Origin of the sequence: Pseudomonas sp. TCU-HL1, assembly GCF_001708505.1 — a bacterium.
Lineage (GTDB): Bacteria > Pseudomonadota > Gammaproteobacteria > Pseudomonadales > Pseudomonadaceae > Metapseudomonas.
The window spans coordinates 5,432,099-5,446,865 of the sequence record NZ_CP015992.1 but is presented as its reverse complement, the minus strand read 5'-3'; the positions used below and the strand labels follow the sequence as shown (position 1 = coordinate 5,446,865).

Annotated in this window: 12 protein-coding genes; all 12 read right to left on the bottom strand. The window is 65.1% G+C overall.

From position 1 onward, the window contains the following. Window position 1: 1 nt before the first annotated feature. The 12 genes from gspE to THL1_RS24945 all read right to left on the bottom strand — a co-directional run bounded on the left by gspE (window position 2) and on the right by THL1_RS24945 (window position 14,685). A complete protein-coding gene (gene gspE, locus THL1_RS25000) occupies window positions 2-1,486 on the bottom strand; it encodes a type II secretion system ATPase GspE (RefSeq protein ID WP_069085756.1) in 1,485 nt (494 codons plus the stop codon). Further along, entirely contained in the window at window positions 1,483-3,378 is a 1,896-nt protein-coding gene (gspD, locus tag THL1_RS24995) for a type II secretion system secretin GspD (protein ID WP_069085755.1), read from the bottom strand. The genes gspE and gspD overlap by 4 nt, the downstream gene beginning before the upstream one ends. A 23-nt stretch (window positions 3,379-3,401) precedes the next feature. Continuing rightward, a complete protein-coding gene (locus THL1_RS24990) occupies window positions 3,402-3,884 on the bottom strand; it encodes a type II secretion system protein N (protein WP_145928385.1) in 483 nt (160 codons plus the stop codon). 5 nt (window positions 3,885-3,889) lie between these two features. After that, window positions 3,890-4,405 carry a cytochrome b gene (locus THL1_RS24985; protein WP_069085753.1) on the bottom strand — a complete coding sequence of 172 codons (516 nt, stop codon included), beginning with the start codon at window positions 4,403-4,405 and terminating at the stop codon, window positions 3,890-3,892. A 61-nt stretch (window positions 4,406-4,466) separates the two neighbouring features. Then, a complete protein-coding gene (gene gbpA / locus THL1_RS24980) occupies window positions 4,467-5,966 on the bottom strand; it encodes an N-acetylglucosamine-binding protein GbpA (RefSeq protein ID WP_069085752.1) in 1,500 nt (499 codons plus the stop codon). A gap of 175 nt (window positions 5,967-6,141) precedes the next feature. Beyond that, window positions 6,142-8,331: an ATP-binding protein gene (locus THL1_RS24975; RefSeq protein ID WP_069085751.1), complete on the bottom strand. Its 2,190-nt coding sequence runs from the start codon at window positions 8,329-8,331 to the stop codon at window positions 6,142-6,144. 21 nt (window positions 8,332-8,352) lie between these two features. Continuing rightward, window positions 8,353-8,994 (bottom strand): response regulator transcription factor, encoded by a 642-nt coding sequence (locus tag THL1_RS24970; RefSeq protein WP_069085750.1) that lies wholly within the window; start codon window positions 8,992-8,994, stop codon window positions 8,353-8,355. 210 nt (window positions 8,995-9,204) lie between these two features. Then, window positions 9,205-10,209, bottom strand: coding sequence for an IS110 family transposase (locus tag THL1_RS24965; RefSeq protein WP_237234745.1), 1,005 nt, complete (start codon window positions 10,207-10,209; stop codon window positions 9,205-9,207). Window positions 10,210-10,757: 548 nt separating this feature from the next. Then, window positions 10,758-11,708 carry an adenosine deaminase gene (locus THL1_RS24960; RefSeq protein WP_069085749.1) on the bottom strand — a complete coding sequence of 317 codons (951 nt, stop codon included), beginning with the start codon at window positions 11,706-11,708 and terminating at the stop codon, window positions 10,758-10,760. 533 nt (window positions 11,709-12,241) lie between these two features. Next, window positions 12,242-12,826, bottom strand: coding sequence for an IMPACT family protein (locus THL1_RS24955; protein ID WP_069085748.1), 585 nt, complete (start codon window positions 12,824-12,826; stop codon window positions 12,242-12,244). Continuing rightward, window positions 12,826-13,494: a TetR/AcrR family transcriptional regulator gene (locus THL1_RS24950; protein WP_069085747.1), complete on the bottom strand. Its 669-nt coding sequence runs from the start codon at window positions 13,492-13,494 to the stop codon at window positions 12,826-12,828. Before THL1_RS24950 ends, THL1_RS24955 begins: the two co-directional genes overlap by 1 nt. A gap of 270 nt (window positions 13,495-13,764) precedes the next feature. Then, window positions 13,765-14,685 (bottom strand): LysR family transcriptional regulator, encoded by a 921-nt coding sequence (locus THL1_RS24945; RefSeq protein ID WP_069085746.1) that lies wholly within the window; start codon window positions 14,683-14,685, stop codon window positions 13,765-13,767. Between the last annotated feature and the right edge of the window lie 82 nt (window positions 14,686-14,767).

The window sequence follows — 14,767 nt, the reverse complement described above, 5'->3', positions numbered from 1 at the left end:
CTCAGTCCTCGCGGGTCACGCGCAGCAGTTCTTCCAGGCTGGTGACGCCGGCCAGCACCTTGGCGCGGCCATCGGCGAACAGGCGGGTGCCCTGCTGGCGGGCGTGGCGGGCCAGCTCGGCTTCGCCGGCACACTGGTGGATCAGCTGGCGCAGGGCTTCATCCAGCAACACCAGCTCGTAGATGCCCTGGCGGCCGCGGTAGCCGCTGTGCTGGCAGGCATCGCACCCTACGGGTTGCCACAATGTCGGTGGGCTCGCCGGGTCCAGCCCGAGGTGGGCGCAGGCTGTGGCGTCCGCCGTGGCTTGCGTCTTGCACCGGGGGCAGAGCAGGCGCACCAGGCGTTGGGCCAGGACGCCCAGCAGCGAAGTGCTGAGCAGGAAGGGTTCGATGCCCATGTCCACCAGGCGGGTGACGGCGCCCACGGCGCTGTTGGTGTGCAGGGTGGAGAGCACCAGGTGGCCGGTCAGCGAGGCCTGAACGGCGATCTCCGCGGTTTCCCGGTCGCGGATCTCGCCGACCATCACCACGTCCGGGTCCTGGCGCAGGATGGCGCGCAGGCCACGGGCGAAGGTCATGTCCACCTTGGTGTTGACCTGGGTCTGGCCGATGCCCGGCAGGTGGTACTCCACCGGGTCTTCGATGGTGAGGATGTTGCGGCTCAGGCTGTTGAGGCTGGCCAGGCCCGCATAAAGGGTGGTGGTCTTGCCCGAGCCGGTGGGGCCGGTGACCAGCAGGATGCCGTGGGGCCGGTGCAGGGCGCCCTCCAGCCGTTCGCGGGTTCCCGTTGCCATGCCCAGGCGGCTAAGGTCCAGGCGCCCGGCCTGCTTGTCCAAGAGGCGCATCACCACCCGTTCGCCGTGGGCCGAGGGCAGGGTGGAGACACGCACGTCCACCTCGTGGCCGGCGATGCGCAGGGCGATGCGGCCGTCCTGGGGGATGCGCTTCTCGGCGATGTCGAGTTTGGCCATCACCTTGATCCGCGACACCAGCAGCCCCGCCAGTTCGCGGCGGGGGCGCAGGACTTCGCGCAACAGGCCGTCCACCCGCAGGCGGACGGAAAGGTGCTGCTCGAAGGTTTCCAGGTGGATGTCCGAGGCCTTGGCCTTCACCGCCTCGCCGAGGATGGCGTTGATCAGGCGGATGATCGGCGCGTCGTCTTCCTGCTCCAGCAGGTCGGTGGTCTGTGGCAGTTGCTCGGCGAGGCTGGCGAGGTCGTCCTGGCTGGCGATCTCGGCGCCCAGGCCCTCGGCCACCTGCATGGCATCGCCGCGACCATCGCGATAACGCTCCGCCAGACGCTGGGCAAAGGCGTCCATGTCGAGTACCAGGCTGCGGCCGACGATGGCGACGTGCCGGCGCACCTCGGCGAGGATCTCCAGTGGCGTGTCCGTCCGGCACACCAGCAGCGGGCCATCCGCGCCCGGCTCCAGCAGTACGCCGTGACGCCGGGCATAGCTGAACGGCAGGGGGGGCAGGGCGCTCATGGGCGCGGTTCCGGCTGGCGCAGGTCCAGCACCGGATCTTTCTTTGATGCGTCGAACAGGCCATGGCTGTCCTTGGGCAGCAGCAGGCGGTTGTCGCCGCGATTGGCTGGGCGCAACTGGCGCAGGTCGTTGTACTTGCGTGCGCTGGCCTGGCTGCCGGCGGCGCTGTCGCGCAGCAGGGTCGGGCGCAGGAAGACCATCAGGTTGGTCTTTTCGTTGACCTCGCGGGTGCTGCGGAACAGCCTGCCCAGCAGCGGGATGTCGCCGAGCAGCGGCACCTTGCTCACCTGGGTCTTGAGGTTGTCCTTGATCAGGCCACCGAGCACGATGATCTGCCCGTCGTCGGCGAGGATGGTGCTTTTCACCGCGCGCTTGTTGGTGACCACATCGCTGGTGCTGATGCCGGCCGGCGTGGTGGCCAGCTCGGAGCTTTCCTGTTCCACCTTCAGCCGCAGCGAGTCGCCTTCGTTGATGTGCGGAGTCACCTTGAGGGTGATGCCGACGTCCTTGCGCTCGACGGTGGTGAAGGGGTTGCTGGCTCCGGCGGTGTCGGTGGTGTAGGAGCCGGTTTGGAAGGGCACGTTCTGGCCGACGAGGATTTCCGCCGTTTCGTTGTCCAGGGTCAGCAGGCTCGGGGTGGATAGCAGGTTGTTGTTGGAGTTGCTGGACAGCGCGGTGACCAGCGCGCCGAAGTTGCGGCTGCCCAGGCCGATGATGGCGCCCTCCGGCAGGTTCGGCAGCTTGTCCTGATTGGCTTTGGCGAGGGTGCCGATAGCCAGGCCCGTGCCGGGGAAGTTGCTGGCGCCGAACCCGTGCTCCCCGCTTCCGGCCCACTGCACGCCGAGGGCGTCGCTGATGTCGCCGCTGACTTCGACGATGGCCGCTTCCACCAGCACCTGGGCGCGCGGCCGGTCGAGCTCGCCGATGACCTTGTCGAGCATTGCCAGCTGTGCTGGCTCGGCCATCAGCACCAGGGCGTTCTGGCTCTTGTCGGCGCTGACCAGCACGCTGCCGGCGGCGCTGCCACCCTCGCTGCCGCGGCCATTGTCCAGATGCTTGCCGATGCCGTTGAGCAGCTCTTCCAGTTGCTTGGCGTCGCTGTGGTGCAGGCGCACGACGCGGGCACTGTCGTTCGCGCTGCCCGGCACGTCGAGGGAGCGGGCCAGTTCGGCCATGCGCTGGCGAGCCTGGGACGGGCCGATGAGGATCACCCGGTTGCTGCGCGCATCGCCGATGGCCTTGGTGTTGCTCGGGCCGTTGCCGTTCTGGGTGACGCTGTCGGTCAGGGTCTTGGCGACGTCGACGGCCCAGGCGTGCTTGAGTTCAAGGGTGCTGAAGGCCGGGTTGCCGGCGCCGTCCAGCTCGCGCACCACCTGGCGGATGCGTTCGACGTTGCTGGCACTGTCGGTCACCACCAGGGCATTGGAGCTGGCCGAGGGCGCCACGTAGGCGTCCGGTGCCACCAGCGGGCGCACCACGGCGGCGACCTCGCTGGAGGTGGCGTTGTGCAGGGTCAGCACTTCGGTGACGAACTCGTCGCCGGCCTTGTCGCTGGCGCGGGTCTTGGCGTCGGCGACCGGGACGATCAGCACCCGGTCACCCTGGTCCAGGGCTGCGAAACCCTGGCTGCGCAGCACGGTGAGGAACAGCGAGTAGATGCCGGCCTGGTCCATGGCGGTGGAGGACTGCACCGTCACCCGCCCACTCATGCGTGGGTCGAGCACCATGGTTTTACCGGTGATGTCGCCCACCTCGCTGACCAGGTCGCGCAGTTCCGCATCCTTCATGTTCAGGGTCCACTGGCGTTCATCGCCCTTGGCGGCCAGTGTTGGCAGCGGGGTGAGCAGGGTGCCGAGCATCAGCAGGGCGCCCGTGAGTCGGGTCAGGTTCATGGCGTTGGTCTCTACCGGGTAGGTCAGGGCGCGGCGCGCGGCGCCAGCAGGCGCTCCGGGACACGGGGAAAGGACAGCCGTTGTTCGCGACCGCCCAGTTGGATCAGTACATGGTCGGGATGCACCGCCTTGAGCCGCGCACCGCCGGGCAGGCGGTCGCCGAGGCGGTAGAAGGCGCTACCCTCGGGCGACTCGATCAGCGCGCGGGACAGCACCGCGTGGTCGTCACTGAGGCTGGCCAGCAGGGTCAGCGCGACCGCGTGCGGGCTGGCATCCAGCGGTTCCGACGGTACCGCGCCGAACAGTTCGGCGATGGTGTACTGGTCCAGCGCATGGTGAGTCGGAGCTGATCGGTCTACCGATGCGATCGCTGGGTCGGGTGGTGTATCCATTGCCTGCCAGTAGTTCCAGCCCTGCACACCGAGCCAGGCCAGCCAGGCACTCAGCGCAATGATGCCAACGGGAATCAGGCCTCGCTGCGCCAGTAGGGGAAGAATGCGCGGCATGGTGATCACACGGCCATGCGTTGCAGCACGCCGTGTCCACGCCACTGGTGCACTGCCACGGCGGCAACGTGGCCGATCACCAGCAGGGCCAGGGCGATGCAGCTGTAGCGGTGGGTTGTGTCGAAGAATTCGATCAATACCGGCTCACTGAGAGGCTGCGGCAGCACCAGCAGGTCGAAGACGCTGATGGGACGGTCCATCATCAGTACGCCGGTCAGCAGCACGACGGCGATGGTCACATAGAGCGCCAGGTGTCCGGCTTGGGCCAGCAGATGGGCGAGCCGGCTGTCGTGGGCTTGTCCATGGGGCGCCGGGTGGGCCAGGAGGTAGAACAGGCGCAGGCCGAAGAGGGGGATCAGCAGTGTGGTCAGCGAGACATTGATGAAGGCGATGGCGTTCTTGACTGGCTCGGGCAGGTGCGTCATCGAATTGAGGAAGCCACTGGCTGTGGCCCAGATGATCACCACGGCGAAGCACCAGTGCAGCAGCCGGCGCGGCTTCGAATAGCGTTCGGAAGTCATGTCGGTTCCCCGGCGGGAGCGTGGCGCCGGGGCGCCACGCTCGTTCAGGTTGCGGGAGGGGTTACTTGCGGATCCAGGCCTGCGACCAGAACTGGCCTACGCCGGGTTCGAAGTGGTTGGCGCTCGGGCTCCACTGCGGGCAGTAGCTGCCTTGCGGGAACGGTTTGCACTCGTAGATGTTGCCGTCCTTGGCCAGGACGCGGACACCAGCGCGGTAGCTCTTCACTCCGTCGGGGAATACGTAGTCGTACTTGGCTGCACCGCCGCCGTTACCGCCTTCTTCCTTGAGGGTGAAGTGGTGGGTCTTCTGCAGCAGTTCGCCTTTCTCCGGCTTGGCCACCACCACCAGGTCGTATTCACCGGCCTGGACGTTCTTCAGCGGCAGGCTGAAGTGCGGCATGTTGTTGCCGGCCTCGCCCTGCTGGTAGGCGATGCTCTCACCCTTGGCGTTGAACACAGTGGCGTCGATGGTGTACTTGCCGCCCTGAGCGATGGCATTGAAGTGCAGTTCGGTGGCACCGTTTTTCAGGGTGTAGCTGTCGTTGAGGCTGGACAGGCTGAGTGCGGCCGGAATGCTCGGCTGCTCCTTCTGGATTTCCACGCGGACCACATCGCTACCGGCTTTGGTGTAGATGTTGTTGGTGCCGTAGTTCGGTACCACCTTGCCGTCGGCGTTGAGCTGGCCCATCAGGTAGCCGGCGTTGGCCAGGTTGGCCTTCTGCGCCAGCAGGTAGGGCCAGGTGTTGGCCTGGGCCTGCTGGGCGTTGTCGATGCTCAGCACGGTCTTGCGGTTGGCCTGCTCACCGGCGTTGGTGAAGACGCGGGTCATCACCTTGTCGCCGATGCTCAGGGCTTCCGGCTGGACGGCGCCGATGGTGTTCCATTCGGTCGGCGGCGCGCCCTTGTTGTCGATGTTCACGTCGATGGCCTGGTAGAAGGTCGCCGCGGTGTCGGCGATTTTCCAGGTGGCCAGGATCACGTGGTAGCCGCTGCGGTCGGCCGGGATATTCACCTTGTGCGTGGTGCGGGTGCCGGACGACGGCCGCGCGCCGTTGGCATTCTCGTGCAGCAGGGGCTTGGACTCGAAGGAATCGCGGGTCAGCGGCTGGTTCGGGTTCCAGTCTTTCTTGGTGATGTAGAACTGGTAGTAGGCGGTGGCATGGCCGGCGGTGTAGCGCCAGGTGAAGTCGTTCATGCCCGGTTTGATGGTGGTTTTCTGCCAGCGGGTCGCCGACTGCTCGTTCAGCTTGGCGAAGCCCTTGATGCCACCGGAGGGGATGGTGCCGTCAGCCGGACCGCATTTGGTGAAATCGTCTGCGCAGAAGCGGCCCTTGTAGTGATGGCTGACGCTCGGCGAGTACTCGATGCTTTGTGGTTCCCATGCTACGGAACCGCAGTCCTTGTTCAGGTTGCCGCCGGACGCGGCACACATGTAGGCACGGGATTTCGGGCTGTCGATGTAGCCGTGGGCGGAGGCCTGCTGGGCGCCGAGTGCGGCGAGCCCGAGGGCGGCTGCCAGCGGCAGCATGCGCGCTGCCAGGGGGCGGGTGGAGTGGTTCATCGAATTACCTTTTTTGGAGTTGGAAATGTCCATTGGGGTGCCCTGGGTGCCTTGTCGGCGGCAGATGGGGCTACCGCTGATGGGGTCGTTCCGGGCTGGCGCAGAATGCCCGTGCGGCCTGTGCGGCCCCATTGGACGAGTCAGAAAACGCGGGGATGGGCGGGCCAGGCGGGTGTCAGACGGCCGACCCTGGCTCCTGGCCGAGTTGCTGCAGCAGCGCTTCGAGGCTCGCCAGGACCTGCGACTGCTGCGCATGAAGGGCGGCGGGACCGCGTTCCAGGGCCGGCTGCAAGCCCTGGCAGGCATGCATGAGCCCCGGCGCATCGATGGTGCAGGCCAGACCGCTCAAGCGATGCGCCACCTGCCCCACGGCCTCGGGGTCGTCCGCCGGCAGCGGCGTTCGCAGGCGCTGCCGCTCCTGGGTCAGGCTGCTGCGCAGTTCGCTGAGCAGCCTGTCGAGCAGCGCCGGTTCGATGCCCTGCAGGCCTTCGAGGTGGGACAGGTCGAAGCCCTGGCCGGCGCTTGCCCCGGCCGGTTCCCGGTCGATCATCGGCAGCGCGCCGCCCAGCGCGCCGCGCAGGCGGGCGAGAGTCACTGGCTTGATCATCAGCTCGTCCATGCCAGCCTCCCGGCAGCGCGACTCTTCCCCGCTCAGGGCGCTGGCGGTGTAGCCGATGATCCGCATCGGCGTCGTGCCGTGCGCCGCTTCGCGGGCGCGTACCGTGCGGGTCAGCGTATAGCCGTCCATGCGCGGCATGTTGCAGTCGCTGATCAGCACGTCGAAGTGGCGTTCCTGGCAGGCGCGCAGCGCCGCTTCGCCGTCGCTGACGAAGGTTCCGCGATGGCCGAGGCTGGCCAGTTGTTGCTGGAGGACCAGGCCGTTTGTGGGCACGTCGTCGACGATCAATACTTCGAGCCCGGTTGTGCCCGTTGCCGCCGGCTGGACAGGCGGCGGTGTCGCATCGTGACCAGCGGGAATCCAGTCCAGCGGCAGTTCCAGGTTCATCCGGCAGCCCTGGCCAGGTTGGCTTTCCAGCCAGATGCGTCCCCCCATGAGGTCGGTCAGGTGACGGCAGATGCTCAGGCCCAGCCCTGAGCCGCCGTACTCGTTGGGGGCCTCGGCGTGCGCCTGCCGGTAGGCGTCGAAAATGCGCGGCTGGATCTGTGCCGGGATGCCGATGCCGCTGTCGCTGACCTGGACCCTCAGCAGGCTCCTGCCCGGTGGTTGTTCAAGCGCTTCGGCACGCAGGGTCACGTGACCCTGGTGGGTGAACTTGAGCGCGTTGCCGAGCAGGTTGTGCAGCACCTGGCGCAGGCGCAGCGGGTCCAGCAGTCCATGCCGGGCGGGTGGGAGCGCGCAGTGCAGCCTGAGGTCCAGACCTTTTTCCCGCGCCTGGGCGGCGAACAGGTCGAGGCTGCCCCTGAGCAGCGTTTCGAGGTCGGTGGGCTGCGGCGCCGGCTGCATCTGCCCGGACTCGATCTTGTCCAGGTCGAGGATGTTGCCGATCAGGTCAATCATCGAATGGGCCGACTGCTGGGCGATAAGCAGGTTCTCCGAGGGCGTGGCGCAGCGCGTGGTTTCCAGTTCCAGCAGTCCGACCAGGGCATTGAGTGGAGTGCGCAGTTCGTGGCTCATGGTGGCGAGGAACCGGCCTTTGGCGGCACTGGCGTCGAGCGCCGCCTGCTGCGCCTCGCGCAGGCGGTCTTCCAGGTGCTTGCGGTCGCTGATGTCGATCCAGCCGCCGAGCAGGCCCTGCAGGGAACCTCTGGCGCTGTAGAAGGGCACCAGCCAGTGGTAGACGTGGAAGGATTGCCCGGCGCTCTCGATGCGGCAGTCGAAGTAGCGCGGCTGGCGATGCTGCAGCAGCTGCTGGTATTCCGTCGCCAGCAGCTCCACCAGTTCGGGAGGGGCGAAGGGCAGTTGCTGGACGCGAGTGCCGCGTAACTCTTCCAGGGAACTGCCGAAAAAGTTCTCGTAGGCGCGGTTGCAGGTAATTAGACACCCGTCCAGGTCGCGGACGTAGAGCGGCGTCGGCAGGCCATTGAGCAGGGAGAACTGGAAAGCCAGCTGGTCGCACAGCTGGTCCTGGGCGGTCCGGCGCTCGCTGACCTGGACCTGCAGGCGCCAGTTCCACAGCAGCGACGGCACGACGATCCAGGACACCAGCAGAAAGGCATGCCAGAAGGGGTGCGATGGCGGGCTGTCGTCCTGTCCGGGCGCCACCAGCGGATGGGCCGGGTCCAGCTGCAATTGCGCCGCGTCGTAGGACGGCACGGCATCGCTGGCCAGTGCGGTCGCCGGGATTGGCAGCAGGCAGGCGCAGCAAAGCACCAGGCGCGCGAGCAGCCTGTGGTGATTGGGCATGTCGGTCTCCGGCGGGGGGCGTCAGGCGAGGCCGTGTTCCTGGATGTAGAGGAACAGGGCGGCGTTGGTGTCCAGGCCGAGCTTGCGCATGGCGCTGGTCTTCTGGGCGCTGATGGTCTGCTTGGTGCGCATCAGGCGCTGGGCGATCTCACCGACGCCGAGGCCGGCGCCGTAGAGGCGCAGCACCTCCACCTCGCGGGGCGAGAGCTGTTCCGGCTGCGCCAGGGGCTTGCCGCATCCTGCCTCGCCGATGTCCAGCAGGTGGCGGATCGAGGGTGACAGGTAGGTCGCGCCGGGGCGGGCACGAATGGCCCGCGGCAGGTCGTTGAGCAGCCCGCGCTTGCTCACCAGCCCCTGCACGCCCTGGCGCAGCACCGAGGCGATCAGCGCCGGGTTGTTGAGCATGGTGACGACGATGATCTTCAGCGCCGGATAGTGCCGACGGAGCCGCTGGATCAGGTGCAGGCCGTCGACCTGGCCGCTGTCGGGCATCATCAGGTCGGTCACCAGCAGGTCACAGGGCTGGCGGTCGAGTTGTTCGAACAAACCGTCGACACACTGCGCCTCGCCCACCACTGCGAGGTCGTCGCAGGTGCTGAGCAGGGCACGCATGCCGATCAGTGTGATGGGGTGGTCATCGACAATGACGATTCGGGTCTGCATGAAGGGAGCGCCTCGGTATCCATCGAGAAGTAGCTTTGCGGCGAAGACCGCGCAGGGGCGGTCTCGCAGGCGATGGGAGGCATCTTAAGGGGCGCCGGAAGTCGGTCTGGTGGGGCGTCCATCCCGGACTACTCTGCTCTGGGAAATTTCCTACATTTGGCGAACCGAGGCAGATGGCTGCGAGCGCTGTTGTAGATACCGTCTTGTTTTTTACTTCGCAATAGCCAGTTTGGGATCAAACGGCTCGCCTGATTTAAGCACGCCATAAGCGATGCATAGCAGCTTGCGCATGGCTGCGCAGACGATCTGTTTGCCGGCCTTACCGGCGCCGCGCATGCGCTCGGCCAGCGCGCGGATAGCTGGGTTGTAGGTCAGGGATACGACGGCTGGCAGATAGAGTCCTGCGCGCAACCTGGCAGAGCCCATCCGCGAGATACGAACATGGCCCTTGAGCGTGCCTGAGTCTTGCAACTTCGGGTTCAGTCCTGCAAAGGCGGTGACCGCTCGACTGTCCTCAAAGCGCTGGATATCGCCAAGCTCGGCCAGCAAGAGTCCCGCGGTTCGGTCTGCAATGCCATCGATGCTCTTGAGCAGGTTCCGCTGCCCCTTGAGATCATCGTTGTCGTCGAAGTGTTTTTCGATCGCCGCCAGCGTGTCCTGGATCTGTTGGCGGATGTGCTTGAGCATCGACTGAATCAATTCAATAGCTTTGTCATCATGCGTCACATCCAGACGGTTTTGCTCCATCTGCTCCAGCTCCTGAAGATCTTTCAGGCGGTGCGTAAGTGCTCTGAGGCGGCGAATCTTCGGCTTTTCAGGCTCCCAGGCACGCAGCTTGTCCTGATGCCTGCGGCCGTACTCTGCAATCATCTTGGCATCGACCTTGTCGGTCTTCACGCGCTGCAACTGGCTACTGGCGTAACGCGCCGTCTGGCTAGGGTTTAGCACGCAGACCTTGTAACCCCGTCCGTACAGCCATTGGGCAAGGGCCTCGTGGTAAATACCTGTCGCTTCCATCACGACCCAGGCCTGCGGCTCTGCGTACTTGCTCAACCACTGCTGCAAAACTTCGAAGCCGCCCTGGTCATTGCCCAGCTTGGCCTTGGTGCGGTACTTGCCGTTGGCTTGCAAGGTGGCGATATCGAATGTGTGCTTGGCAATATCAATGCCGACAACAACTCCCATCATGTTCTCCTGTGAAGGGCTGATCGTCACTGCATCCGTCCTACCTTGTTGATGCGAGCTCAAAGCTCTGGATACCGTTCGGACTTACTGGATGAGTGCGGAGGAGCGCAGCGCAATCTACGTTACAAGCTCGAGGCTTTAGGGTGGACACGGCTTGCGGTTCCTCCCCCGATGATCAGTCGGGGACTATCGCCTCTGAGGAGGCTCAAGTCGAGATACAAGGGTGGACAGCGCTTTTCTGTCCACCAGACGGAACCCGCCATGACACCGATGGTGGATAGAAACTACGTAGCCGCTGCGCGCCTCTTAGAACCTGTTTACGATCTCGCGAGCTAGAGAAGAACAAGGCGCAACGACCAACGGGAGTAACAGCCGCAGGCTGGCCCGAAGGGGGAGCGCCAGCGAATCAAATGGCTGAGGAAGCGGACTGGGCTCGCACTCGAGTTTACGAGTTGTAAATGAGCATTACTCGCTCCGCTCGCCCTTCGGGCCGCGCTAAAGCGCGTTAGCCGCAAGCGGCTTTACGAAGCCATTTTCAACGCAGTTACTCCGACGCACAGCAGATCGTAAACAGGTTCTTACTTCACCAGGCGCGCATCCAGGCTGTTCTGCGCCAGGCGCTTCGCCTGGTCCTCGGTCATGCCCAGGTGCTCGTGCAGGGCGGTGAAGTTCTCGGTGACGTAGCCGCCGAAATAGGCCGGGTCGTCGGAGTTCACTGTCACCTTCACGCCGCGTTCCAGCATCTCGAGGATGTTGTGCTGGCGCATGTGCTCGAACACGCAGAGCTTGATGTTGGACAGCGGGCAGACGGTCAGCGGGATCTGCTCGTCGATAATGCGCTGCATCAGGCGCTCGTCCTCGATGGCGCGCACGCCGTGGTCGATACGCTCGATCTTGAGCAGGTCCAGGGCTTCCCAGATGTATTCCGGCGGGCCTTCTTCGCCTGCGTGGGCAACGGTGAAGAAGCCCTCGGCGCGGGCACGGTCGAACACGCGCTGGAACTTGCTCGGCGGGTGGCCTTTCTCCGAACTGTCCAGGCCTACGGCGATAAAGGCGTCGCGGTAGGGCAGGGCCTGGTCGAGGGTTTTCTGCGCCTCTTCCTCGGAAAGGTGGCGCAGGAAACTGAGGATCAGCCCGGAGCTGATGCCGAGCTGCTCGCGGCCGTCTTCCAGGGCCTGGCGGATGCCGGACAGCACCACCTCGAAGGGGATGCCCCGGTCGGTGTGGGTCTGCGGGTCGAAGAAGGGCTCGGTGTGGATCACGTTCTGCGCCTTGCAGCGTTGCAGGTAGGCCCAGGTCAGGTCGTAGAAATCCTGCTCGGTGCGCAGCACGTCGGCACCGGCGTAGTAGAGGTCGAGGAATTCCTGCAGGTTGTTGAAGGCGTACGCCTTGCGCAGGGTTTCCACGTCGGCCCAGGGCAGGGTGACCTTGTTGCGTTCGGCCAGGGCGAACAGCAGTTCGGGTTCCAGCGAGCCCTCAAGGTGCAGGTGCAGTTCAGCCTTGGGCAGGGCATTGAGCCAGTCGTACATGGTGGTTTCTCGTCATCAGGCGGGGATGTCGGAAAGTTTAACTGGCTGGATGGGAAAGTGCTGAGCGGCTGCCGCGCCGGCTCTTTGTGGGGGCGAATGAATTCGCCCCCACAGGTTCATCAGGGAAGTTTTTGGCTGTTTATTGATCACTCGCCTGCAAGTGCCGTGGCTTATGGGCTGCGGCGGATATTCCCAAGCTTATCCACAGTTTTTTCCCCGCTGGACGTGGACAAGGGTGGCCACGGCGATGGCCAACTGCGCAGCCTTGGTGCGCGTTGGAAAGCACCGCAAATCAGTTGCTTATCTTTGGTGCAGGAGACAACCAGGGGATTGGGCAAAAAGCGAACAATTCTCGCTAAGCCGCGCCGCAGCGGAACTCCAGCGAGGAGTCCACGAGTTATCCACAGCCGGCTCCACAGAAATTGTGGGTGGGATTCGGAGCGGGTCCATTCTGTAGGGTGCGCTGCGCGCACCAGGGATTCCGGGCCAGGGCTTGGTGCGCATGGCGCACCCCACGGCATGACTACGTCGCCTTACAGCCTTTTCACTTCCAGCCGTCCCCGGCTGATGTCCCGCAGGGCCTGTTCCAGCCCGGCGATGCGGTCATCGGGCAGGGCCAGGACCAGCTCGGCACCTTCGGCATCGAAGCTTTCACTTTCCACCAACGCTTCGAACTCGGCGAGGCGTGCCTTGAGCAGGGGCAGTTCGGCGAAACCGGGATGGCAGCTGATGCGGCTGCGCGCCACCAGTTCCACGCGCTCGCCGCCTTGCAGGCATTTGGCGGCGCTGCCGCCGTAGGCGCGGGCGAGGCCGCCGGTGCCGAGCTGGATGCCGCCGTAATAGCGGATCACCAGAACGGCCACCTGATCACAGTCCTGGCCTTCAATGGCGGCAAGTATCGGGCGGCCGGCCGTGCCGCCGGGCTCGCCGTTGTCGCTGAAGCGGTACTGGTTGCCCAGCTTCCAGGCCCAGCAGTTATGGGAGGCGCCCGCTTCGGACAGGCGTGCGATGAAGGCTTGCGCTTCCTCCACGCTGGTCACTGGCGCGGCGTGGGCGACGAAGCGGCTCTTCTTGATTTCCTCGCGGTATTCGGCGGGAGCGGACAGCGTGAATGGCATCAGGTGGTCACGGGCGGCGTCAGGCCGCAGCCTTTGAGGATGATCTGGATGAGGTTCTGCGTCGCCGCTTCGAAGTCGTCCTTCGTCAGGCGCTTGCGGCCGGTGACGCGGCAGATCTGGGTATTGAAGTCGGCATAGTGCTGGGTGCTGCCCCAGAGCAGGAAGATCAGATTGACCGGGTCCACCGGGTCCATCTTGCCGGCAGCGATCCAGGCTTCGAACACGCCCGCACGGCCCTTGAACCAGGTGCGGTAGTCCTGATCGAAGTGGGCCTCCAGGCAACCGCCGCCGCTGATGATCTCCATGGCGAAGATCTTCGACGCCAGCGGGTGGCGGCGGGAGAACTCCATCTTGGCGCGGATGTAGCGCGCCAGCGCTTCGGCCGGGTCGTCCTCGGCGGTCAGGGTGTTGAAGGTGCTGTCCCAGAGTTCCAGGTGGTTGCTCAGCACCGCGATGTACAGCCCCAGCTTGTTGCTGAAGTAGTAGTGCAGATTGGCCTTGGGCAACCCCGCGCGCAGAGCGATGGTGTTCATGCTGGTGCCCTTGAATCCGTGGCGGGCGAACTCTTCTTCCGCAGCGGCGAGTATCAGCTCTTCATTTTTCTGACGGATACGGCCAGCGGGTTTCGCGGAAGGGTTCAGGCTATGGGCGGGCACCAGTGAGGTCATAGGCTTCCAGATTCTGAGAGGGGTTGGCGACTGCACTGATAACTCAGGTTGGCGTGTCCGACAAGCCAAAACTGTAGCGCTGGTCAGGTTTTTCGCGGGATTTTCCAGGGCTGCACCCGTATGGGGCTGGAATGCAGCGTTTCGCACTGCTGGCGGTCAGGTATCGCATGAGTGCCGTAGGGTGCGCCATGTGTTCAGAAGTCTCGCGCGCAGGTTCCGGTGCGCGCAGCGCACCCTACGCAGGGGCCGCTCTGGGCGACGCGCCGTTTATCAACTGGTGGCGGCCAGTGCTTCCAGGAAGCTCTCCAGCACCAGGTGCGGCCGTCGTCCCTTGCGGGTCACCGAGGCCAGGGACAAGTCATAGAAACGGCTCGCCGGCTTCAATGCCCGCAGCCGTCCCTGCTGCACCCAGAAGCTGGCGTAGTGGTCCGGCAGGTAGCCGATGTAGCGCCCGGTGAGGATCAGGAAGGCCATGCCCTCGCGGTCCGAGGCGCTGGCCGTGTTGTTCAGCACCTGATAGTGGGCCTGGATCTCCGCGGGCAGGCGGAAGGTGGGGGCGATGGCGTCTTGCTCGTTCAGGCGCTCGTCGCTGAGCTGGGTGTCATCGGCATAGAACAGGGGGTGGCCCACGGCGCAGTAGAGCAGCGACCGTTCGCTGTACAGCGGCTGGTACTCCAGGCCGGAGAGGGCCGCGGTCTGCGGCACCACGCCGACGTGCACGCGGCCATCGAGCACGCCTTGCTCCACTTCGCTGGGGGGCGTCATGCGGATGTTGATCTGCACATCCGGCCCACGTTCCTTCAGCCGCGACAGCGCGTGGGTGATGCGCATGTGCGGCAAGGTCACCAGATTGTCGGTGAGGCCGATGTTCAGCTCGCCGCGCAAGTGCTGGTGCAGGCCGTTGACCTCGGTGCGGAAGGTTTCCAATGCCGCCAGCAACTGCATGGACGACTGGAACACCTCGCGGCCTTCCTCGGTCAGGGCGAAACCGGCGCGCCCGCGTTGGCACAGGCGCAGGCCGAGGCGTTGCTCCAGATCGCTCATCTGCTGGCTGATGGCCGAACGGCCGATGCCCAGCACGTTCTCGGCGGCGGAGAAACCGCCACATTCCACCACGCTGCGGAAGATGCGCAGCAGACGGATATCGAAATCGCTGACTTGCGCCAGCGGCTCGGGGCGACGGGTACTCATGGTTTAGCGGCCTCTAACCTAAAGATTCGAAAAGTTGGATTTTCGTGACTTTATGCCCGTGGCAATGTCCGCAGCAAGTCGC